This is a genomic window from Candidatus Thiodiazotropha endolucinida (genome assembly GCF_001715975.1).
Lineage (GTDB): Bacteria > Pseudomonadota > Gammaproteobacteria > Chromatiales > Chromatiaceae > Thiodiazotropha > Thiodiazotropha endolucinida.
Genome location: NZ_MARB01000038.1, coordinates 1 through 24,250, shown reverse-complemented (window position 1 = coordinate 24,250; position 24,250 = coordinate 1). Strand labels below are relative to the sequence as shown.

General features: G+C 51.3%; 17 protein-coding genes and 1 tRNA gene. 11 read left to right on the top strand and 7 right to left on the bottom strand.

The genetic code is table 11. The features are described 5' to 3' along the window. Positions 1–486: 486 nt before the first annotated feature. The 4 genes from CODIS_RS19715 to CODIS_RS19700 all read right to left on the bottom strand — a co-directional run bounded on the left by CODIS_RS19715 (position 487) and on the right by CODIS_RS19700 (position 5,992). Positions 487–1,113, bottom strand: coding sequence for a carboxymuconolactone decarboxylase family protein (locus CODIS_RS19715; protein WP_069128376.1), 627 nt, complete (start codon positions 1,111–1,113; stop codon positions 487–489). 684 nt (positions 1,114–1,797) lie between these two features. Continuing rightward, complete coding sequence (locus tag CODIS_RS19710) at positions 1,798–2,235, bottom strand: hypothetical protein (protein WP_069128375.1); 438 nt, start codon at positions 2,233–2,235, stop codon at positions 1,798–1,800. Positions 2,236–2,652: 417 nt separating this feature from the next. After that, positions 2,653–4,719 carry an ankyrin repeat domain-containing protein gene (locus CODIS_RS19705; protein WP_162420299.1) on the bottom strand — a complete coding sequence of 689 codons (2,067 nt, stop codon included), beginning with the start codon at positions 4,717–4,719 and terminating at the stop codon, positions 2,653–2,655. Next, positions 4,691–5,992 (bottom strand): NAD(P)-binding domain-containing protein, encoded by a 1,302-nt coding sequence (locus CODIS_RS19700; RefSeq protein WP_083220942.1) that lies wholly within the window; start codon positions 5,990–5,992, stop codon positions 4,691–4,693. The genes CODIS_RS19705 and CODIS_RS19700 overlap by 29 nt, the downstream gene beginning before the upstream one ends. A 296-nt stretch (positions 5,993–6,288) precedes the next feature. Between CODIS_RS19700 and CODIS_RS19695 the strand changes: the two genes are divergently transcribed. From CODIS_RS19695 to serS, 7 genes are all read left to right on the top strand, one after another. Beyond that, positions 6,289–7,200 carry a hypothetical protein gene (locus CODIS_RS19695; RefSeq protein ID WP_069128372.1) on the top strand — a complete coding sequence of 304 codons (912 nt, stop codon included), beginning with the start codon at positions 6,289–6,291 and terminating at the stop codon, positions 7,198–7,200. A gap of 122 nt (positions 7,201–7,322) precedes the next feature. Next, entirely contained in the window at positions 7,323–8,804 is a 1,482-nt protein-coding gene (locus tag CODIS_RS19690; RefSeq protein WP_235615296.1) for a cytochrome c3 family protein, read from the top strand. 19 nt (positions 8,805–8,823) lie between these two features. Then, on the top strand, positions 8,824–13,785 hold the full coding sequence (locus tag CODIS_RS21110; RefSeq protein WP_069128370.1) for a cytochrome c3 family protein: 4,962 nt from the start codon (positions 8,824–8,826) through the stop codon (positions 13,783–13,785). A gap of 184 nt (positions 13,786–13,969) precedes the next feature. Then, complete coding sequence (locus tag CODIS_RS19680) at positions 13,970–16,462, top strand: tetratricopeptide repeat protein (RefSeq protein WP_069128369.1); 2,493 nt, start codon at positions 13,970–13,972, stop codon at positions 16,460–16,462. Positions 16,463–16,631: 169 nt separating this feature from the next. After that, entirely contained in the window at positions 16,632–17,012 is a 381-nt protein-coding gene (gene crcB / locus CODIS_RS19675) for a fluoride efflux transporter CrcB (RefSeq protein WP_305782134.1), read from the top strand. After that, complete coding sequence (locus CODIS_RS19670) at positions 17,009–17,320, top strand: DUF190 domain-containing protein (protein WP_069128367.1); 312 nt, start codon at positions 17,009–17,011, stop codon at positions 17,318–17,320. The genes crcB and CODIS_RS19670 overlap by 4 nt, the downstream gene beginning before the upstream one ends. A gap of 3 nt (positions 17,321–17,323) precedes the next feature. Next, positions 17,324–18,598, top strand: a complete 1,275-nt coding sequence (gene serS, locus CODIS_RS19665; RefSeq protein WP_069128366.1) for a serine--tRNA ligase — start codon at positions 17,324–17,326, stop codon at positions 18,596–18,598. Positions 18,599–18,654: 56 nt separating this feature from the next. On the opposite strand, the gene CODIS_RS19660 is transcribed toward serS, so the two are convergent. Together CODIS_RS19660 and CODIS_RS19655 are read right to left on the bottom strand one after the other, a co-directional pair. Further along, positions 18,655–18,834 carry a hypothetical protein gene (locus CODIS_RS19660; protein ID WP_069128365.1) on the bottom strand — a complete coding sequence of 60 codons (180 nt, stop codon included), beginning with the start codon at positions 18,832–18,834 and terminating at the stop codon, positions 18,655–18,657. A 106-nt stretch (positions 18,835–18,940) separates the two neighbouring features. Next, positions 18,941–19,612 carry a Bax inhibitor-1/YccA family protein gene (locus CODIS_RS19655; protein WP_069128364.1) on the bottom strand — a complete coding sequence of 224 codons (672 nt, stop codon included), beginning with the start codon at positions 19,610–19,612 and terminating at the stop codon, positions 18,941–18,943. Positions 19,613–19,782: 170 nt separating this feature from the next. Between CODIS_RS19655 and CODIS_RS19650 the strand changes: the two genes are divergently transcribed. Both CODIS_RS19650 and htpX read left to right on the top strand, forming a co-directional pair. Beyond that, positions 19,783–19,873 (top strand) — tRNA-Ser (locus tag CODIS_RS19650). Positions 19,874–20,048: 175 nt separating this feature from the next. Continuing rightward, entirely contained in the window at positions 20,049–20,921 is an 873-nt protein-coding gene (gene htpX / locus CODIS_RS19645; protein ID WP_069128363.1) for a protease HtpX, read from the top strand. 203 nt (positions 20,922–21,124) lie between these two features. On the opposite strand, the gene CODIS_RS19640 is transcribed toward htpX, so the two are convergent. Continuing rightward, on the bottom strand, positions 21,125–21,403 hold the full coding sequence (locus CODIS_RS19640; RefSeq protein ID WP_069128362.1) for an RNA recognition motif domain-containing protein: 279 nt from the start codon (positions 21,401–21,403) through the stop codon (positions 21,125–21,127). A 575-nt stretch (positions 21,404–21,978) separates the two neighbouring features. Here CODIS_RS19640 and CODIS_RS19635 point away from each other — a divergent pair. Together CODIS_RS19635 and CODIS_RS19630 are read left to right on the top strand one after the other, a co-directional pair. Then, a complete protein-coding gene (locus CODIS_RS19635; RefSeq protein WP_069128361.1) occupies positions 21,979–22,647 on the top strand; it encodes a response regulator in 669 nt (222 codons plus the stop codon). A 9-nt stretch (positions 22,648–22,656) separates the two neighbouring features. After that, entirely contained in the window at positions 22,657–24,135 is a 1,479-nt protein-coding gene (locus tag CODIS_RS19630) for an ATP-binding protein (protein WP_069128360.1), read from the top strand. Positions 24,136–24,250 lie beyond the last annotated feature (115 nt).

The following is a 24,250-nucleotide window of genomic DNA, read 5'->3' as shown; positions in this document are numbered from 1 at the left end:
TGTTGAACGTGCAAATGGATATATATTTAGGAATGGGTGTCTGGTTTATAACAGGAATGGGTGTCTGGTTTATAACACTATTACTCAAATCATCAAACCGTTTATTCACAAAAAGGCCGTATGACTTAAGTGTGGGAGACTAGATGTAGCAACCAATTCAATCAGATGTGTTGAACGTGCAAATGGATATATATTTAGGAATGGGTGTCTGGTTTATATCTGGTTTATAAGTTTATAACATGGATAGGTAGAATTCAGGGTCATATAAAGAGATTTGGGAAGTGGCAGGGCTACTGTTGATGGCCAACCAGCTAACATGGTTCTGGATTTAAGGGTACAGCCAGGGGGAACGCAAGCCGCTAATGATTTGATTGAGTTTGGTATAGAACATGGGGTTAGTGTAAGAGTTAGAGAGTTCTAAAATGAGGGGTGAAAGCTTAAGCATAATTTTTTTCGCTTGATGCCATTTCTGCGGTAGACATAGATTTATGTATCTTTTAATGTTCCTCGGGTATTGTCTCCAACCGGCTCGCCTGATTCCGGATCCCAGCCGAATGCGATCGTACGCCACATATCCCGATAGTCATAATCTGTCTGAAGCGCCAGATTCAATCGGTTGTAGGAGGAGAAATCACTCACCAAATGAATCAACTGCACAATGCCTTTATCACTTAATCCGATATCACGTAGACCATTCAGGTCATCGTCGGATACAGACTTCGGGTCGATGTTGGCCTTGAGTGCGACGTCAAGCATCGTTCTCAGGCGGTTATCCTCCACCATGTCAAGACCCTCTTCAGCCAAGGCTTTGACATAGCCTTCTTCAGTTTTCAAACCGTAATTTAAGATGGTACAGAAAGCCGCTGTACAATAGGGGCAGCCATTGGCCTTGGAAACCAAAATCCCGATATGCTGGATTTCGGGCAAAGTCAATTCACCCAATTGCCATAGTACTTTGGTTGAACCAAGCTTGGCCTTCAAATACTCAGGAAAATTCATCTCAACGTAAAAATGGTTGGGTACTGCGCCTTCCATATCGGTAACCCAACTAAAGATCTCCTGGATGATTGGATCATCAACCCTATTCGGTTTAACGATTTTTACGCGTGCCATCTCATGCCCCCCAATTAACTGCCCTGCATGTTTCAGTATAATTTAATATACTTAAGTCTATTATCTAGGATGTATAACATAAACCTCTTTCATGGATGATTCATGTGTTTTGACAAATCACCTCGAGAATCTGTCATGGGTCGAGCTCTGCTGTAAATAAGCACCCGGTGATACAGGTCGGCCCTGTCGGCACGGGCTTATCGTGAAGGGTGGGTTCATGCCTGATACAGATATTCAGGCAACAGTAGTTATTACGTGATAGGTATCGCATCATCAGGGATGATATTAGTATAGAGTCCATATGTAATCGTATGTAAATCGATATTTTATTCAGGCTTGCGCCAGTTTGATGCATGCATTGAAATTGGTTACCCCTAATAATATAAACCTCAGGCCCGCCACCTTTTTACCAACAGCGCAAATCGCAATGCGCTATCGAGGAGTCTTGAATGATGGAGCGATATAATCAAAAGGAGTCTAATAATCCCTTATTTAGGGAGCCGTCAAATGTAACGGAACATGACATTACATTGGATATGCTCATCCGGAAAGCCAGGAGGGATAACCGTCACGGCAGTCTGAAATACTTCATAAAGAAAAAGGCATTTAGTAGGTAACACGCTAACTGAAGTAAGTTGCGCCAATAATTATCTGAAGTGGCTATTATATTATTCGAATTATCCCTTAATCCATCCAGTGCGGTAGTTTAAGACCCATGGTCTCCATTATCGAGCGATAGACTTTGGTCCAGGCCCCTGGCTCCAGTACGTTGACATTGATGCGATGTAATTGACCCGACTGAATAGCCTGATCGAGGCATGTAGATACGTCCATTTGTTTGTCTTTAAGCGAGAAAATCACTGCTTCACTGATCTTTCCCGCAACCTGGGCGGCGATCTCCGGAGGACCAACGATGAGTACACCCTGTTTGGAAGCCTCCATGGCTGCGTTGAAGTCCTCCTGCATGATGCCGACGATGCTGCCGCCGAATTTTGTGTGAGAGAGTACCTTTTTACTGGCGTTAGCCAGATGAAAATTTGAAAGTGATGTGCGACGATAGTTGGCGTCCGTAATGCGCCGGCTCGTGGTGAACCAGGTCGGCCGAACAAATCCCTCTTTCACCAATAAACGACGTGGTGCGCTGCGACTACCAGTCCATACACTACCGGTAATACAAACGATTCTTTTACTGTTTGGGATCTGTATGCCTACCATTTTTTAATTGAAGTGTTTATATAGGTGTTATAGACAAACCGCTTTTCTCTTGCAAAGCCTGCCCTCAACAGGATTGCTTCTGACGACACATCCATGAGTTGCGAACGGTCGAAAAGTTTAGATCAATCTTTTGAATGATAGCTCATATCGCACGTCAGTGTGATCAGATTGCATCAAACGTATTAAATCGAAAATAGGTGTTTGAGCGGAATTCGGTTGATCCATAGGATTTTTCTATGTTGATTGGTTGTTGTCGATACCGTCCATATGGTCGCGCACATTAATGAGAAAGTGGAGTTTTCTTAACTTTAACTGCAGAGGATACTAGCGCATAAAATCAAGCAGGCCGCCACTGCCTTTGTTTTTATCGATATAGTCGGCCACCTTATCGTGGCCATTGCTGCGCGCAATATCGAATGCGTTTTCACGGCGCAGGTTGAGATGATGGGCATCGGCCTTGACTTCCAACAGCCGCTTTACGACTTCCATGTTGCCTTGTTCCGCCGCCAGCATCAGGGCTGAATTACCTGCATGGTTGTAATGGTTAAGATCAGGGCCATAGCGCAGCAGGATGTCAACGGTGTAGACGGATCCGCTTCTGGCTGCCAGCATCAAGGCGGTATTGCCGTTGTCGCTTTCACGGTCTATGTGCTGCTCATTCTGTATCAGTTCATTGACTAGTTCCGCATGACCGTGGGATGCGGCACGCATCATCGGTGTAAGTCCGTCTTTGGCATGGAGATCGATCTTAGCGCCTGATCGCATCAGCAGATAGAAGATATCTTTATTGCCCGCATCGATGGCATGATAGAGCGGTGTGCGGCCTTTCTCATCAGCCTGGTCGACGGCTACCCCCTTTTTCAGCAACATCTTGACGATTTCAGGCTGTTGTTTGGCAACCGCCAGAATCAAAGGCGTGATACCATCACTGGTGGCTTTGCTGGCATCCGCGCCTTGCGCCAGTAAGAGTTTCACGAGCGTTGGATTTTTATGCTCCACCGCCATATGCAGTGGCGTTACGCCATTATCACCGACAACATTGACGTCGGCATTGTATTCGATCAGTTGCCGTGCCAACTCCAGATTGTTCTCCCTGCTGGCGAGCAGCAGCGGAGTAGGGCTTGCAGCGGATGCCAGGTTGGGATTGGCACCTTTCCCCAGCAACAGGGTTACAACTTCTTTGTGCCCCTGCCAGACACTGCGGCTCAAAGGTGTGAGCCCCTCCGGATCGAAACCGTTAATGTCCGATCCCTCTTTCAACAAGGCCTCGATCAGCGGCATCTGTCCCCGCCATGCGGCCAGATGCAGGGTACTCCAACCGGCAAAGGGATTTCTCTCTTCGTTGGCCTTGTTTCTGGACGGCATGACGGATTGGCTGACCTTGGCCAGATCGGGGAATTCACTCCTTAGGTTCTTGGTTTGGGTGGTTATGCCGCCCGCTGACCTCAGCTTTTTGGCAATCACGTGATATTTACGAAGTTCGGCCAGATCCAGTGGGGTCTGCTTGGTGCGGTTTTTCGCATTCACCTTCGCGCCACCGTTGATCAGAGCCCCGACCGTTTCTGCCTGTTTCCTGTTGGTTGCGACCAGTAACGGTGTGTTGTTGTTGGCATCATGGGTTTCAAGCTTGGCGCCGGCCTTGATCAGGCTGCGCACGATGGAGGCGTGCCCCAGACCGGCAGCAGAGTGGAGCGGGGTATCGCCCAGACCGTCACTGGTATTCGGATTGGCGCCGGCGGCAAGTAACATTTCAACTATTTCCCGGCGATTATTGATTGCAGCCTCGTGAAGTGCGCTGCGGCTGAACTCGTCCCGGGTGTCAGGTGAGACGCCGTTGGCAAGCATCCGTTTGATGGTCTGTGTCTTACCCGCGGCAGCTGCACGGTTGAAGAGTTCCGATATCTGTTTGTCATCCAAGCCATCCGTAGGAGAGGTGGAGCCCAGAAGATCGAGTTTCTTCTGTGCCAGTTTGTGCCCCTGGAAGGCAGCTCGTTGGTACCAATCAGTGGCTGTTACGAGATCGGCTTTAACTCCCCAGCCATGTTCGTACATGGTGCCGGTTGTGTATTGCGCCTCTATATGTTCCTGATTGGCTGCCTGTAGAAACCATTGATAGGCCCTAGCCGGGTCCTTTTTGACACCGCGCCCTGCACGATAGAGCCCACCAAGGGCGAATTGAGCTTCCTGATCACCTTGTTGGGCCAGGTTTTGATAGATTTCCGCCGCTTTAATGAAGTTGCGCACGCGGATTGCCGCTTCCGCCTCTTCATGGGTGGAGGCGTGGAGTAGCAGTGGAAAGAGGAGTAGGAGGATCAGCAGGGATGCTGCCATAGCGCGGAGTGAGTTTACGTTTCCATCTCTTCTAAGCGGTGCCGTGTTTGGTTTCCACATTGATTCCAGTCTCTTTAAGAAAGCCTGTTGGTAGGATGCCGCCGGCGCATATGATGGCTGCGTCATTAGGTATTACAATCTTATCTCCCCCTTTGTCGATGGTAACTTCCTCAGGTGTGAATTCAACGACATTGGAACTGAGCAGTAGATTGATTTTTCCTGTATCCACTGCGGCATCTACCTTCGCCCTGTTTTTCTTTTTTGCCCGGCTGAAGGCGCCGCTCCGGTAGGAGAGCGTTACCGTGGTTCCCGGTTCGTCGGCAATGCTGTGGGCGGCTTCCAAGGCACTGTCGCCGCCGCCGACGATCAGAACATGCTGATTCCTGTATTGTTCCGGATCGATCAGCCGGTAGGTGACTTTACTCAAATCCTCTCCCGGTACGCCGAGTTTTCTCGGTGTGCCGCGCCTGCCGATGGTGAGCAGTATCGTACGGGTATGATAGACGTCTTTATTGGTTTTGACCTCATATCCTCCTTTGTCATTAGACAGAATCTTCTCCACCCGCTCGTGGTAACTGATTTTTACACCGGTTTTTTTCTCTACTTTCTGCCAGAATTCCAGCAGTTTCTCCTTGGTTGTTTCGGTGAATTTCACCTCACCGACAAGTGGCATTTTGACGGGCGCGGTCATCACCAGTTTCCCCCGGGGGAATTGAAATACGGTTCCCCCCAAGGATTCCTGTTCAACGGTCTTGTATTTAATTTTTTTCTCCATGGATCTCAGGGAGGCGCAAAACCCGGCCGGTCCAGCCCCGACAATGAAGACATCCAGCGGTGCGGAGGCGGAGGCGCCGTTATTGAGATCGTCGACAATGTAATCCAGTGCTTTATATCCCTGTTCGATGGCGTTCCTGATCAGCCCCATGCCACCCAATTCACCGGCAATATAGATACCGGGCATGCTTGTCTCGAAGTTGGGTTTCAGGAGCGGGATGTCCACGCCGCGCTTTTCGGTACCGAATACCAGGGTAATGGCATCGAACGGGCAGGCGGTCTTACAGGCGCCGTGACCGATGCAGTTGGTAGGTGCGATCAGTTCCGCCTTGTTGTCAATCAGGCCAAGCACAGGGTGATTCGCCTGCTCCGGACAGGCCTTCACGCAGGTGCCGCAGCCCATACACTTCCCCGGATCGATTAACGGATGGAGTGAGGCGGGTTCTGTCAAACCGGCCTCGAACTCTTCGGTCTTCAGTGCGAGGTTCCGTTTGCTTTTGCGTTTGGTATAGATGACATAGATTAACCATACCGACAATATGGGTATCGCGTATATCATGTATAGTTCTAGGGAGTACTGCATCTTGCTGTCTGTACTCAATATTTCAGAGAGTGTTGTAGTTCACATTTCATTTGCTCAGAGCGCCTGAATTTTACACCTTTATTCATCATTTCGGTCTCACTGCCGAAAACATAAATGATGTCAGAGTCTGTTTTTGTGAAGCCCTTCATGGATGGGAAAAATGTCCCAACATAAGATAGCTGCATGTACTAGATTGAGGCTGATCATAAGATACAACTCAATAAAAAAACTTAATAAGTAATTGAATTTATACCAGGTTACAGGTGATATAGATGAATACAGCCGCAATTCCGGCCAGCGTTAATGAGACAGTTCTTGATAGGATTCTCTCCGCATGGCAACAACGAGCAGGCCTAATCACAACCCTAGGATTTACCCTGTTTTCCATGCTTTTGCTCTATATGGGATGGCTAAACCATACAGAAGCGGTATGGACGGCGGAATCTGGGTGGGGATATTGGTTCGGGATTGTCGGTGGCAGCCTGATGCTGATGCTGTTGCTCTATCCCATGCGCAAGCGGCTTCACTTCATGAACAAGTGGCTGACGGTCAAGTTCTGGTTTCGCTTGCACATGGTATTTGGTGTCCTGGGGCCGGTATTGATCATGATGCATTCGAGTTTCCACATTGGCTCGCTGAATGGCCAGGTGGCTCTTTACAGCATGTTGTTCGTGGCCATCAGTGGTCTCTTCGGCCGTTATTTCTATACCCGGATTCACTATGGTTTGTATGGTAAAAAGGCCACATTTGCCTCTCTGCATGCGGACTCGGCAGAGTTGAATAAAAAACTCGGTCCCCTGTTCGAGCTCCAGCCCAGGGCGCGAGAGATGATGAAGCAGTATGAGAAAATGGTCATGGAAGCCCCTAAAGGCCCGATTGCAAGCGCCAAGCACTGGTTCAAGATGCGACTCATGTCCGTCAGGATCTACCCGACTGTAATGCGCGCACTGAATAAAAAACTCTTGGCTGCCGGTCATCGAAAGAACTGGAACAGGGCTAAAGTACGGCGTAAACAACTTCGTATCCGGAAAATGCTGCTGACACATCGCAGTATACTTCGGCAGATTCTCGAGCTACATTTCTACGAGAGGCTCTTCGCTATTTGGCATCTGCTTCATATGCCGCTGTTTATCATGATGGTGATAACCGGCTTTGTGCATGTCTATGCTGTTCATGCTTATTAATTAACGAGTAACTGTTTTATAGATTCGTGATGATACGAAATGGCTGCCATGCCTTTTGTCTGTGTCTACTCATGCTTTGCTCTATTTCCCCTGTGATGGCTGGGAAGTTAGATCTTATTTTGATGCCTGGCCCGGTGATTTCAGGTCATGCTGAGTTTGAGGAAAAGTGCGAAAGCTGCCACGAGACACTGAAAAAGGCTGAGCAGGTGGAGCGTTGCCTTTCATGTCATGACCATAGTGATGTCGCTAAGGACATCGAACAGGGCATGGGGTATCACGGCAGGCTTGATCCGGAACAGGCAAAAAACTGTAAGCGCTGTCATACGGAACACAAAGGCCGGGAGCGGGACATCGTCAATTTAGACAGCGAATCGTTCGATCACAGTCAAACCGATTTCAGTCTCAAGGGAGCTCATACAACCCTGACATGCCAGCTCTGTCATACCCAGGAATACAAAAAATACAGTCAGGCGCCTTCTCTCTGTTTTGATTGTCATGAATCCGATGATGCCCACAAAGGGAAGCTTGGTAAGGAGTGTGAAACCTGCCATGACGAAAAGAGCTGGAGCAAGCAGACCTTCGACCACGACCTTGATACGGAATACCCACTCAGTGGCAAGCACAGAGAGCTGGACTGCAGATTGTGTCACGCCGATGATCACTATAAGAACACCCCAAAGGAGTGTGTCGGCTGCCATCTGATCAATGATGCGCACAATGGGCGTTATGGCAAGGTGTGCGCCAAGTGCCACGGTACGGAAGGGTGGAAAGAACTGGTCTTCAATCACACTGCGGATACCGAATTTTCACTGGAAGGCCGGCACAAGGATGTCCCTTGCGACACTTGCCATAAGCGTGGTCCGTATGAGAAAAAGCCCGCCAAGCACTGTTTTTCATGCCATGAAAAAGATGATGTGCACAAAGGCCGAAACGGCGAGAAGTGCGAGGATTGCCATAACGCTGAGAGCTGGACCAAGGTGAAGTTCGATCATGGGAATGACACCCAGTTTCCACTCAAGGGCAAACATCAGGATCTGGTCTGTACCGCCTGCCATCGCACAGTGGCGATGGACGACCTTCAAGAGGCCGATTGCATCACTTGTCATCGGCCCATCGATGTGCATAAGAATGAGCTGGGTGAGGATTGCGGTTATTGCCATAATGAACAGGGATGGAACGTTAAACTCTTTTTTGAGCACGACATCACCCGTTTTCCTCTGATCGGTATCCACAGTGTCACCACTTGTGAATCCTGCCATCTGAATGCCGAATTCCAACAAACCGATTCTGCCTGCCTTGCCTGCCATGAGGCCGAAGAGCCCCACGAGGGCCGCATGGGGGAGAAGTGCGGCGACTGCCACAATCCCAATGCCTGGTTATTGTGGACCTTCGATCATGATACCCAGACCGACTTTCCGCTCGAGGGCAAGCACGGAGAAATCTACTGTGACAAATGCCATCGGACGGATCTGACAGAACATAAACAATCCGCTAACCACTGCTACGGCTGTCACCGGGGAGATGATATACATCGCGGCGGCTTCGGGCGTCACTGCGATCGTTGCCATAGCACAGAGACCTTCGAGGATCCGGTCATACGTTGACTGTCATCGGAATAGACAAATGATGAATATGATTCAGAACGGCAAAACAGCGTCCGATAAGGGATTGACTCAACTGACTTGGTTGATGCTTCTGCTGGCAGTGATATGTGGAGGGTTATTCAGCAGTTATGTGTTAGCGGTATCCTCTGATTACGATCATTTCTCTACAGGATTCCCACTCACCGGCGAGCATCGCAATGTGGAGTGTGACCAGTGCCACGACACAGGACAGTTCGCCGGAACCCCCGTGTTGTGTAACGGCTGTCATAACGATACCGATGCCGCAGGCAAGTCGATGGACCATATCCGCAGTGATGACCAGTGCGACGACTGCCATACCACGGTCGGCTGGCATGTGGCCCGCTTTGATCACGGCAGTATTTCCGGTGACTGTTTTGCCTGTCACAACGGCAGTGCTGCTCAGGGCAAGGGCAGTGATCATATCCTGTCGGGCAATACCTGCGAATTCTGCCATTCAACCTTCAGTTGGGCGAGGGTCAGTCACGTAGACCACACCCAGGTCACCGGCACCTGCGAAAGCTGCCACAACGGCGATATCGCGGCGGGCAAGCATGCCAGCCACATCGCCACAAACGATCCGTGCGATACCTGTCATATCACCCAAAGCTGGCTGCTGGTCTTTTTCGACCACTCGAATGTGGTCAACGGCACTTGTGAGACCTGCCACAACGGAGTCAGTGCTACCGGTAAATCCGCATCCCATATCGTCACCTTTGAGTCCTGCGACCTTTGCCACACCACCAATGGCTGGCAGGTCGCCAATTTCTCCCACGCCGGCATCAGTGACAGTTGTGAAAGCTGCCACAACGGTGTCAGTGCCACCGGTAAGAATGTCGGCCACCTGAACACGACCGCACCCTGTGAGCTCTGTCACACCTCAACCAACTCCTGGTTGGTCGTCAACTTTATCCATGGGGAGGAGGCATTTGGACAGTGCTCGACCTGTCATGACGGTGTCACACAGCCGGGCAAGCATGCGCAACATATCCAGACCACCGCGGAATGCGACCGTTGCCATACCTCGACTGAGTCCTGGGATCAGGTCGGTTTCGATCATAGTGAAGTAGTGCCGGGAACCTGTGCCTCCTGTCATGATGGCGTGCAGGCGCCCGGCAAGCACGCCACCCATATCGTGACCAATGAGTCGTGCGACGTCTGTCATGCAACAACGGCTAACTGGAATGTCATCCGTTTTGACCACAGTAGTTTCGACACCGCCGGTCTCTGTTCGACCTGTCACGACGGTGTTCGGGCCACCGGCAAACACGCCACACATATCCAGACAACCGAGCAGTGCGATACCTGCCATAACTCCACAAACGACTGGGCCAATACCAGTTTCGATCACTCAGGTGTGGAGACTGCGGGTCTCTGTTCGAGCTGTCACGATGGGACAACCGCCACCGGCAAGCACGCCGCCCATATTCAGACCACTGACGAGTGCGATACCTGTCATGGCTCGACCAATGCCTGGAATATCGTGGTTTTCAATCACCCGGCGGATGTGGCTGGTCGCTGTTCAACCTGCCATAACGGTATTCAGGCCACCGGCAAACATGCCAACCATCTGCAGACCAACGGTGAGTGCGATACCTGCCATGTCATTACCGCATGGAATGTATCCAACTTTGATCATAGCGGCATTACCAGCGGTTGCGAGTCCTGCCATGACGGCGTGATTGCAACCGGCAAGCATGGCAGCCATATCCCCACCACTTCTTCCTGTGAGGCCTGTCACTCGACCAATGACTGGACTCTCGCCAACTTTTCCCACGAGGGTGTCTCGGGTACATGTGAATCCTGCCATGATGGCAATATCGCCACCGGCAAGCATGACAACCACATCCCCACCAACGCATCCTGCGACAATTGCCACAACACCAGTGGCTGGGCGATCAACAACTTCAACCATGAAGGTGTGACCGGCAGCTGCCAGTCCTGTCACGACGGCGTGCTCGCCACCGGCAAGCACGATGCCCATGTGGCCACCACCGCGGCCTGCGAGGGCTGTCATACCTCGACCACCAGTTGGGCGGAGGTCAATTTCGACCATTCGATCGTCACCGGCGCCTGCGAAAGCTGTCATGACGGCGTCATCGCCACAGGTAAATCGGCGGATCATGTCGAGACCACGGCTGCATGTGATAACTGCCATATCTCGAATGAGACCTGGACCAGTGTCAGATTCGACCACAGCGGTATCACCAGCGGATGCGAAAGCTGCCATAATAATGTGGATGCGATCGGTAAACCCGATACCCATATTCCGACCACTGAGCCATGCGAAAACTGCCATAATACGGTGACCTGGAGCACCGGCAGATTCGATCATGCCAATGTGGCCGGCGCCTGCTCAAGCTGTCACGACGGTACCACCGCCACAGGTAAACCGACGCAGCATATCCTTACCGATGCCCAGTGCGACAGCTGTCATACCTCGACCATTAACTGGATACTGATCAGTTTCAATCACGACAATTTCCAGGTGAGCGGAAGATGTTCGGACTGCCATGACGGCACACTGGCCACGGGTAAACATGCCCAGCATATCGAGACCACGGCCCAATGCGACACCTGTCATCTCTCCACCCTGGTCTGGACCGATACCAGTTTCGATCACAGCGGTGTCAACACTGCGGGTGCCTGTTCCACCTGCCATGACGGGACAACCGCTACCGGCAAACATCCCAGCCATCTCACGACCACGGAAGAGTGCGATGTCTGCCATACTTCGACCACCTCATGGTTGCGGGTGACATTCGACCACAGTTCGGTACCCACAGCGGGGGTATGCTCCAGCTGTCACAACGGTATCCAGGCCACCGGCAAGCATGCGACCCATATCGATACCAATTCCCAATGCGACGTATGTCATACCACAAATGGCTGGACGGTCACGACTTTCGATCATAGCGGGGTTACCGATCCCTGTGAATCCTGCCATGACGGTAATACCGCCACCGGCAAACATGCGGCCCACATCCCCACCACCTCGGCCTGTGATGTCTGCCATACCACCAATGACTGGACCATGGCCGGCTTCAGCCACGCGGCGGTGGTCGATCCCTGCGAGCTGTGCCACAACGGTGATATCGCAACCGGCAAGAGCCCATCCCATGTGCTGACCAATGCGCCGTGCGACACCTGCCACAACACCAACAGTTGGCAGATCAGCAGTTTCAACCATGAAGGCGTAACCGGGAGCTGCTCTTCATGCCATGACGGGGTACAGGCGACCGGCAAGCATGCCTCACATGTGGCGACGACGGCCTCCTGCGAGGCCTGTCATACCTCCACCAACAACTGGTTACAGATCAATTTCGATCACTCCGTGGTAACGGGTACCTGTGCCAGCTGTCACGACGGCAATACCGCCACCGGCAAGCCGGTCGATCATGTCCCGACCGATGCCGCGTGTGACAACTGCCATATCTCCAATACCACCTGGTTGAACGTGCGGTTCGACCATACCGGCATCGTTACGGGATGCGAAAGCTGCCACAACAATGTGGATGCCATCGGCAAACCGGCGACCCATATCCCGACCACCCGGCCATGTGAGGATTGCCACACCACGGTGACCTGGGCCACCGGTACCTTCGATCATGTGGGTGTTGTCGGCACCTGCTCCAGTTGTCACAATGGCAACATAGCCACAGGCAAACACGCGGCCCATGTGAATACCAACGGGCAGTGCGACAGCTGTCATACCTCCACGGTTACCTGGCTGTCGGTGAATTTCGATCACAGTACGGCTACCGGCCCCTGCTCGAGCTGCCACAACGGCACCATTGCCACCGGCAAGTCGGCCAGTCACGTGGCCACCAATGCCGAGTGCGACATCTGCCATGTCTCGCAGAACAACTGGACCGCCGTTAACTTCGACCACTCGGTGGCGATCGGTGTCTGCTCCAGCTGTCACAACGGCACCACCGCGACCGGGAAACCGGTAAATCATGTCCAGACTACCTCGGAATGCGATGCCTGCCATATCTCCCAGAGCAACTGGCTGGCGGTACAGTTCGATCACACCGATGCAGCAGGCAACTGTTCGAACTGTCACGATGGCATCACCGCCACCGGTAAGGATCCCGGACATGTGCCGACCACTGCACAGTGTGATAATTGCCATCTCTCCACATCCAACTGGCTGAATGTCCGTTTCGTCCATGGCAACGTGGCCGGCACCTGTTCCACCTGCCACAATGGTGTCACCGCGACCGGCAAACATGCCACACATATTTCAACCTCGGCTCAATGCGATGTATGCCACACCTCAACGTCCGACTGGAGGAGTGTGAACTTCAGTCACAGTGGAATAACCACAGGCTGCTCAAATTGCCACAATGGCACATTGGCCACCGGCAAGCCGACCAACCACATACCGACGACGGAAGAGTGCAACGTCTGCCACTTGTCCACCAGCAACTGGCTGAATGTGAGATTCAGCCATAGCGGTGTGGCCGGCACCTGCTCCAACTGCCACAATGGCAATTTCGCCACAGGCATGCCGCCCGGACATGTGCCGACAACGGCCCAATGCGATAACTGTCATACCTCCACCACCACATGGACCGCAGTGACCTTCGATCACACAGGTGTTACCGGGAACTGTGACGCCTGCCATAACGGTACGATTGCCACCGGCAAGCCCACCGGGCATTTCGTGACCACAGTTCAGTGTGACAGCTGCCATACTACGAATGGCTGGTTACCGGTGACCAACTACAGCCATATTTCGAGCAGATATCCGGGTGATCATCGCGGTAATTTTGGTTGCAACGTCTGTCACACGAGTAACAGCGAATCAGTGCCCTGGCCATATCCCACCTATGCTGGAACTTGTGCAGGCTGCCATGCGGGTGACTACAGGACAGGCGAAGACGACCATAATGGCCTGAGTGCCGACAGAAACTGTGGTCAGAGTGGTTGCCACAGGGTCAGTGATCGTGAATGGTGATAACTCGTTCCTTGCCTGGTAATCTTCATGTAACTCGAGATTGCCAGGCAGTTAGCCAGACTTATCCAAGCTTTAGCATTCTAGTTCTAGCGAGTGGGATCTATTTCTTGTTGTATTCTTGCGAGCGCCTGGATAATCGCTTTTCCGTAGGTTATGCAATAAGGTAAACAAGTCAGTGCGGTATATGATTCAATCAAGGTTCTATCTCTGGCTGTTGCCAATGCTTCTGTTATGTGTAGGAGCGGCAGGTGCGGCAACCCAGGTATTGGATCGAATCGAATTGACCACCGAGGGTAAGGATGATGTTGTTAATGTCTATTTCAATATCCCCGTCAGATACGTCTCCCATCTGATCAACGAATCCGGCAATGAAGTCGGCGTCCAATTGAAGCTTGGTCAGACCGCCGATATCGAACTGACCGATCTGGTTGAGACCGATCAGCTGACCTGGAGTCCGACCGCTGCCATTCCATTGGAGAAGGTGGAATTTCAGGGCAATATCGTCGGTACATCCACCCTGCTGGTATCCTTTGCCGCTCCAGTGAGCGATGTGAAAATACGGCAGGGACGCGACTTCTATGTCATGCAGTTTATCCTGCCGAAATCACCGCGGGTCTCGGGTATGGCGGGTACACTTGCCAAGGCCATCGATGTCCCGGTACCGGAAACCCGTGCGCCGCTCAGTGTTAAATCGCTACCCCTGGTGATCTATGTGATCAATCTCGGTACCCAGTCGGAACCTGTCGATTTTACCCAGATTGCACCTGTGGCGGTGGGTGAAAATCAGTTGCTCTACACTACCAAGACCAAGGTGGAGGAGCGCACCCTGTACCGATTGCGCTTAGGTTTCTTTCGCACCAAGCTTGAGGCACAGGAGCAACTGAAGGCTGTAAAGAGTTTTTATCCCGATGCCTGGATCGATACCGCGGATATCCAGGAGCGGCGGCAAGCCTTTTTTGATCGGGGGATAGAGCATATCTTCAGTGACGGACTGATGGAAGAACCGCAGCTGGTGGACGTGGATCCCCGGCTTACCGAGATGATGGAAGTAATCCGCCGCACCATAACCGCGGGGGAATATGCAAAAGCGGTCAGGTTACTCGAGGCGCTGCTGGAGGAGCCGGAAAATATCTACTCCAAAGAGGCCCTCGAACTCCTGGGTCTCTCACGCGAGAGAAACGACCAGATCGCCCATGCCAAGGGGGAGTACCGTCGCTACCTGGAAAAGTATCCGGAAGGCGAGGATGCCGAACGTGTCTGGCAACGCCTGCTGGGTCTCGAAACCGCACCCATGCGGCCAAAGGAGTCACTGCGTAAAAAACAACAGGAGGAAGAGGGCGAGGATGGACCGAAGGCGGTATGGGATACCTATGGCAGCATCTCCCAGAATTACCGCAGGGACAGCATCGACAGCCCGTTTGTCGAGGATGAGGACAGCGTCACCCGGTCGGAGATCGAGACCTTCGTCGACCTGAACTCCAGACGCAAGAGTGAGGATTTCGATATGCGTTTCAAGGTCACCGGCAGCTATATCCACGATCTGCTGGATGACGGTGACGGAAATGACACCACCCTCAGTGACGCCTATATCGACGTCGAGCATCTCGATAGTCGCACCAGTGCCCGTTTCGGTCGCCAACGCCTGCGTTCCAGTGGCATCCTGAACCGTTTTGATGGTCTTGTGCTGGGTTATCAGCTGACCCCCGATATTACCCTTCGTGCGACGGCCGGTTTACCGGTTGAACGGTCGCGCGATACCTTTTTGAACGATCATAAACAGTTCGTCGGGCTCAGTGCCGACATCTCGAGCATCTTTGAAAACTGGGATCTCAGCCTCTTCATGGTGGAACAGCGTGTCGATGATCTGGTCGACAGAAGGGCGATAGGGGGTGAAGTACGCTACTTCGATCCCAACAAATCGCTGTTCAGCCTGCTCGATTACGATATCTTTCATGAAGAGGTGAGTATCTTCATGCTGCAGGGCAACTTGCGGTTTGAGAATGAAACCCGCATGTATATGAATCTCGATTATCGGAATACACCGATTCTGAGTACATCCAATGCATTGAGTGGTCAGGTCGATCCCGATACGTCGTTACCGATCGAGTCGATTGAAGAGCTGCAGAGCTTCTTCAGCGATGATGAGATCTATGAGTTGGCGCGGGATCGAACCGCCGAGACTACCTCGCTATCCCTAGGCATCAATCATCCGTTGTCGAAAACCCTGCAGCTGAGTGGTGATGTAACCATCAGCAAAACCGGCGAAACGCCTGCTTCCGGGGGCGTGCAGGCGACCGAGGAGACAGACAACGAGTTCTTCTACACCTTTCAGGTGATTAAAAACGACCTGTTGAAACAGGGGGATATCGGTATTTTCAGCCTGCGCTATTCGGATGCCAACACCTCGGATACATTCCGGGTGGGGATCAGCAGTCGATACCCGATAACCAATAGCTGGCGGATCAATCCCCGCATCAATTTCTCCTATCGCACGAATGACGACAACGATGGTTCACGAAAAACGATCAGCCCCTTTATCCGCATGGATTACCGCTACCGCAAAAACATGACATTCGAACTGGAAGGGGGGCTTAACTGGTTCGAGGAAGACGATGGTACGGAAGTGACCGATTTTACCGATTATTTCTTCTATGGCGGTTATCGTTGGGATTTTTAAGAACAGCCAAGATTTCCAACCATATTCCAGGACTGCTTAAACACTCATTTTGATTGTCGCAGCAGTACCCCTGATTACTCCTATTCGGCAACGCTGCAGCAATCAAATTAGTATTAACAGGCACTAGGTAACTGCGGTTATAATCCCACCTTTATGTTAATGAAAGGTCTTGAGATTGAATCAGCTGATTGCCATCGCATCCGGGGGCGCAGTCGGAGCGTTGTTCCGCTTTTGGGTATCCAGTGGCATATACAGCCTGCTCGGTCGCGGGTTTCCCTACGGCACGCTAGTGGTAAACGTGCTGGGGTCGCTGGTAATGGGTTTTCTATATGTCCTGCTGCTGGAGCGCACGACTGTATCACCGGAAATGCGGGGTGCCCTGCTGATCGGCTTTCTCGGTGCCTTTACCACCTTTTCCACCTTCTCTATCGAGACACTCAACCTGCTTGAGCAAGCGGAATTGCTGAAGGCCGGATTGAACATTCTGCTAAGTGTCATCGCGTGTGTTTTGGCCTGTTGGTTCGGCCTGGCGGTTGGGAGACAGCTATGAATCTGACCGAAGTGACCATGGTTAGGGTCTATTTGACCGAGGGCGATCATCAGTTGCGAAAATTACTCGATTTTTTACATCGGGATGAACAGGTCAGCGGGGTTACCGCGTTTCGCGGTATTGCCGGTTTCGGACGTTCGGGCAAGGCGCACGAGTCAACCCTGTTGGATATCTCCATGGATTTGCCGCTGGTTGTCGAGTTCTTCGATCTGCCAGAGAAGGTGGATAGGGTGCTGCAAGATCTGAATCAATGGGTTGAACCGGGTCACGTTGTAAGCTGGCCCGCACGAATGAATATGGGTGAATAATCAATGTTGGATCCGCGATTGTTAAGAAATAACCTGGAACAGGTGGCACAGCAGTTGGAACGCCGTGGTTATCAGCTTGATGTTGAACAAATCAGTACCCTGGAAGTGCAACGCAAGCAGCTGCAGGTAGAGTCGCAGGAGTTGCAGAATCAACGTAACAGTCGTTCCAAGTCGATCGGTAAGGCAAAAGCGGCGGGGGAGGAGATCGAGCCGTTGCTGACTGAAGTGGCGCAACTCGGCGATCAGCTGAAGGCCTCTCAAGAGGCGCTCGGCAAGGTTCAGGATATCCTCTCGGATATCACCCTCGGTATCCCCAATCTGCCCCATGAATCGATACCCGATGGCAGGGATGAGGAAGATAACCGGGAAGAGAGGCGCTGGGGGGAACCGCGCGAGCTTGATTTCGAACCCAAGGACCATGTGGACCTGGGCGATGCCAGCGGATTACTCGATTTCGAAGCGGCAGCCAGATTGACCGGCTCCCGTTTTGCCGTCATGGCGGGACCGCTGGCGAGAATGCATCGGGCGCTGATCCAGTTGATGCTGGATACCCATACCACGGAACACGGCTATACCGAGGCCTATGTCCCCTATATGGTGAATGCGGACAGCCTTCGCGGTACTGGACAGCTACCGAAGTTTGAGGAGGATCTGTTCAAGCTCTGCGGTGAGTCCGAATACTACCTGATACCCACCGCGGAAGTGCCTGTAACCAATTTGATTCGGGATCAGATCATCGATGCCGATTACATGCCGCGCAAATGGGTGGCGCATACCCCCTGTTTTCGCTCCGAGGCCGGATCCTACGGCAAGGATACCCGGGGCATGATTCGCCAGCATCAATTCGAGAAGGTTGAATTGGTCCAGGCTGTACCAGCCAGTCAATCGTTTCAGGCCCTGGAAGAACTCACGGGTCATGCCGAGGCAATCCTGAAGAAGCTTGAACTGCCCTATCGGGTTGTGACCCTATGCACCGGGGACATCGGATTCTCCTCCACCAAGACCTACGATCTGGAGGTCTGGTTGCCCGGGCAAACTCGATATCGTGAGATATCTTCCTGTTCCAATTTCGGTGATTTTCAGGCTCGCCGCATGCAGGCGCGCTGGCGCAATCCGGAGACCGGCAAGCCTGAATTGGTGCATACCCTGAACGGATCGGGATTGGCCGTGGGACGCACGCTGGTTGCCGTGATGGAGAACTACCAACAGGCTGATGGTTCCATTACCGTCCCCGAGGTATTGCGCGGCTATATGGGTGGATTGGAAAAATTAGACTGATCCGAAGAATTAATTCAAGGAATTAATATGGTGGCGCAAGGACAGCCTGGTTCAGGCTAGACCATCATGATGAGGAGGATCACAAAGCCGATGACAAAGGCTATTGGCAACAATACTGCTTGCCAATCTCCCGCTTGCGCTTTAGGGCTGTTCTTGAGCATATGCTTGGCGCGGGGCCAGAGAAAAAGAATCATCGCGCCCAGCAGTATCACCCAGATGATCTTTGTCCAATCCATCCTATTTATCTCCTTCTGGGGCCGATTGGATTAGTGTTAACAGGCCCTAGCATCGGCACAAAAAACCCCGGCAATGCCGGGGCTTCTCTGCGAATATTTTGGTCGGTCAATCTTCTCCGGAAAGTGCTCCGAGGAGTGACAGAAGATGCACGAAAAGGTTGTAGATATTCAGGTAGAGGCCAATGGTTGCCATGATGTAATTGGTCTCTCCGCCATGCACCATGCGGCTTGTGTCATAGAGGATGAAACCGCTCATCAGCATGATCACGACCGCGGATATGGCCAGATGCAGTGCAGGCATATTGATGAACAGACCTGCGAGTATGGCTATAAAGACGACCAGCAATCCAGCCATCAGGAAACCGCCCATGAAGCTGAAATCACGCTTGCTGGTGAGAGCATAACCTGAAAGGCTAAGGAAGATGATACCGGTGCCGGCCATGGCGGTTCCCACGATCTGGGGGCCGTTAGCCATACTCAGGTAGATATTCAGGATCGGACCGAGCCCGAATCCCATCAGGCCGGTAATGCCGAAAATCACTGCCAGCCCGGTAGAGGAGTTGGCTGTGCGCGGCAGTACGAACCAGATCAGCACAATGGCGCCAATCAAAGAGGCCATGTAGGTCCAACCCGGTACGGCAAGAAAGACGGATGCAGTCGCCGTGATCGCGCTGAACAGCAGCGTCATGGAGAGCAGTATATAAGTGTTTTTTATCAACTTATTAGTTGATATTACGGACTCCGCAGGACGGGCGGCGCTTATATCTAGACGATTCATGTTGGCTTAATCTCCTGATTACTTCCCTAAAATCAATCTGATTGGTGAGACAGTAATGATTGTGATTCGTTCAGCACAGGATACTGTTCCTGGCGAAAAGATCAATACATATAAAATGGTGGTAATTAGTGGATATTTCAAGGTTAGTTAGTGTATGCTAGCGCCGCTTCGGAGAGGTGGCAGAGCGGTTGAATGCGGCGGTCTTGAAAACCGTTGAGGGTTAGTAGCCCTCCCAGGGTTCGAATCCCTGCCTCTCCGCCAAATAGAAAGGGGGCCTCATGGCCCCCTTTCTATTTGGCGGTGCGGTAGGATTTGATTCGAACCCTTCGTTCGACAAGGCGCGCAGCGCCCACATTAAAAGGGAACTTCTCTTGAATTCAATCATCAATGCACCAATATTGACAGAAAATTGAATACCTGACCTGGTGAATCAAAGATGATGAGAATTGCGCTGTTTTTAGGTACCAACCTGGCAATCTTGATGCTGATCAGTATCACCTTCAGATTGCTCGGTATAGAGGGTCTGCTACTGGAGAACGGGGTGGATCTGAATCTCAATGCATTGCTGGTCTATTCTGCTGTTATCGGTTTTTCAGGTTCGCTGATATCGCTCTTTATCTCCAAATGGATGGCTAAACGCAGTATGGGTGTCGAGGTCATCGAGACACCGGGAAACGAAGCTGAGCAATGGTTGGTCAATACTATTGAAAGGCAGGCGCAACAGGCCAAGATCGGTATGCCGGAAGTGGGGATTTTCGATCATGCCTCACCCAATGCTTTTGCCACAGGGTGGAACAAAAACAGTGCCCTGGTTGCGGTCAGCACCGGTTTACTGCAGCAGATGAACAGGGATGAGGTAGAGGCCGTGCTGGGGCATGAGGTCAGCCATGTGGCGAACGGTGATATGGTTACCCTGTCATTGATACAGGGGGTGGTCAACACATTTGTCGTTTTCCTCTCCCGGGTCATAGGGCACACGGTTGACCGCATCGTATTCAAGACCGAACGCGGCTATGGTCCGGCCTTCTTCATCGTATCCATGATTGCCGAGTTCGTTCTTGGGATCCTGGCGATGACGATAGTTATGTGGTTTTCCCGTTGGCGGGAGTTTCGTGCTGATAGAGGAGGGGCCGAACTGGCGGGTAGGGAGAAGATGATTGCCGCCCTGAGGCGTTTACAGCAGGCCCATGAGCCGGAGTCACTGCCTGATGAGATAGCTGCATTAGCAATCAGCGCTGGTAAAGTGCAAAAGCTGTTTGCGAGCCATCCACCGCTGGAATCGCGGATCAGGGCACTCCAGTCTGAGTAGGCATCAGCTGCCTGAAGTGCTTGATTTTGGGCGAAAATAACTGGGAGAGAGCAAACACCAAACCCTACCTGTGATCACAAAAATATCGTGCAGGTAATTGGGTTTATATTTATTGCAACGACAGGCCAGAAATATCCAGCCTGTCGTTGTTGGTAATTCAGTGTGGTGCTCAGGCCACCATCACAAGCGTGATGGCCAGACTGTTACCAGCGACCGCCACCACCACCAGAGCTGCGTTTTGGCTTATCCATCGCTTCATTGATTCTCAAGTCACGGCCCTGAAAGTCCTTGCCATTGAGCTGAGAGATCGCCTTTTCAGCATCACCTTGGCTCATTTCTACAAAAGCAAATCCCCTTGAGCGACGGGTTTCTCGATCCAGAATAAGGTTTGCCGACTGTACCTCGCCAATGCCTGAGAAAAGCTCCCGGACATCATCTTCTGTGGCAGACCAGGGAAGGTTGCCAACATACAATTTAGTCATCTATCTACATTCCTAACAAATAATATTCATATGTCCAGGGTCTGAAGGTCCCATGCAAACCTGCCAGACAGACCGTGAACGCTAAATGGCACGGCTTTTCATCTACCTTGCCTGAGCCTGGAAACCGAAGGATGCCGATTCTCGACCTGAAGAAAATCAAATGAGGAAGCGGTTATGGGTCTGTTTCGTAGCGTATTCAGATCATACCCCTGAATAAAACAATATGCTAATGATTTTTTTATAAAAATCGTCACATGTAATGTCTGTTAATTTTGTCCCAAATCAGCTTGAATGTAGACTGCTGCAGTCATTATTTAGAGGTTTTATCAGACCTTTCGAAAGTGTTTGAGGTGGGTAGACCAGTGGCAGGGTCGAGAACAGGTCTTACTGCGGACTCTATTATCTTATGAGATTTCTGGGATTTAAGATTCCATTAAGGAATCAAAGCTAATTTGAGAAATCAGGGTTCAAGGCACGCATAAGCAAAAGAATTAATGAAAATATCCAAAAGGAATCTTTGATTAATTCAAAGCTGCTATAGGATTTAAGTAACTGACTTTTATGAGAGTTTAAAGATGCGTATCCTGCTGGCGGAAGATGATCGATATCTGGGCGAAGGGTTGGCGCTGGGATTGAAACAGCTTGGGCACACCGTAGACTGGGTCATGGACGGTATGGCTGCGGAACAGGCCTTGTCAACCGAAAATCTGGATGTATTGATTCTTGACCTGGGCCTGCCAAGGCAGGACGGGCTGCATGTATTGCAAAAGTTGCGTAAACAGGGCAAGGATCTTCCTGTGCTGGTCCTGACAGCCCGCGATGCGGTTGAACAACGCATTGAGGGCCTTGATTCCGGGGCTGATGACTATGTTGTCAAACCCTTTGATCTGCTGGAAGTCAATGCTCGGTTACGCGCGATTACAAGGCGTCGCGAGGGGCGTTCGGCTTCGGTCATCACTTATGGTGACCTGGTACTGGACCCTGCAGCCCGCAGTCTCACCAAGGCCGGTGAAGAGATAATGCTGGGTGCGAGCGAATTTGCCGTTTTGGAGTCATTGCTGACTCATCAGGGGCGCATACTCTCTCGGCAGGTATTGGAAGAGACGTTGTATGGTTGGGACGAGGGTGTGGAAAGTAATGCTGTAGAGGTCTATGTACACCATTTACGCAAGAAGTTGGGCAAGGATCTTATCAGGACCGTTCGCGGAGTCGGTTACACTATCCAGAAGTTGGTTCATCAATGAGATTTAAGCGTGCAGCAGACCAATAACCTTTCGATACGCAGAAGACTCTTAATCAGTCTGATATCCACAATAGTCATCCTTTGGTTAATATCAGCCTATTTTGTCTTTCTTGCCGCACACCATGAAGTAGAAGAGATCTACGATGCAACATTGGCACAAGAGTCCCGCATCCTTGCCACATTGATGCTTCACGAGATTGAAGAGGATAATGAGGCGAGGGAAGACTTACAGAATCTTGTCAAGGAGTTAGGTGAGGATTTCATCAATGACTCTGCCTCATTCAAACTGTTTATTGATGAATTCATGGCCGATGAAAGTGAAAAGGATTATCTGACACTGGTACCTCGTGACTATACAACCGGTCACCGTTATGAAGCGAAGCTTGCCTTTCTCATAAAAGGGGTCAATGGAAGAACCTACTTACGATCAAATTTGCCGACCTCGTTTAACACATTTACCGAAGGTTATAACAATCAAATCGTGGATGGCAAACTGTGGCGGATGTACGGTTTAAAGGAGCCCAGTGGTCAGTTCCATGTGCAGATCGGGGAATTGATGTCAGTCCGTCAAGAAACTGTGTCGGAAATTGTTTTCAACAGTTTGTGGCCGATAATCGTCTCATTGCCCTTCATTGGGCTGTTGATATGGATCGTTGTGGGCGGAGGGCTCAAGCCGTTACAATCCATCGCCGATAAGGTTAAGAATAGGGATCCAAAATCACTTGAATCGATATCCACTCTTGGTGTGCCCAGAGAGGTCGTGCCGATGGTGACCTCCCTGAATAGCCTATTCCGTCGGGTGCAGAGAGTTTTAGACAATGAGCGGAGGTTTACTGCGGACGCTGCTCATGAATTGAGAACACCGATAGCTGCATTGAAGACGCTGGCTCAGGCCAAATCACTTGCCGACGAAAAGAATGGGCACGGTAATTTTCTGAATCAAGTGGTACGGGGTGTCGATCGTGCAACTCACTTACTGGAACAGCTACTGACCCTCGCCCGCATGGATAGTCGGTCACTCGAGCATTCACATATTGATGAAGTGGACCTGCATGGTGAATCGATCAACATATTGGCATCACTGGGTGCGACAGCCTTGGAGAAAGATATCGAACTCGCCTATGAAGGTGAGGAGCATCCCGTAATGGTGCCTGGTTATACACCAGGCATACAGATTCTGTTAAGAAATCTTATCGACAATGCAATTCGCTATACACCGGAAAAAGGGGAAGTGACTGTACTATTGAATGAGCATGAATCAGATATTAAATTGGTCGTTACTGACACCGGTCCCGGCATTCCAGAGGAGAAACAACAGGGGTTGTATCAGAGATTCAGGCGAGGGGAGGATGCCAATAGTCAAGGAAGCGGACTTGGGTTATCTATCGTCAAACGTATTGTTGATCTGCATCATGCAACGATAGAAATGGCGAATCGAAGTGACCGCAGCGGACTTACCGTTACAGTTTCTTTTCCTAGGGCCTGTTAACACTAATCCAATACACCCTGCTGGGGCTGTTTTTGTGTCCAGCAAGGCAGAATGAGCGAGGTGTAGTTATGCTACATGAGCGAATGATAACGCCGCTGGGTGCAAAAACAGCCCC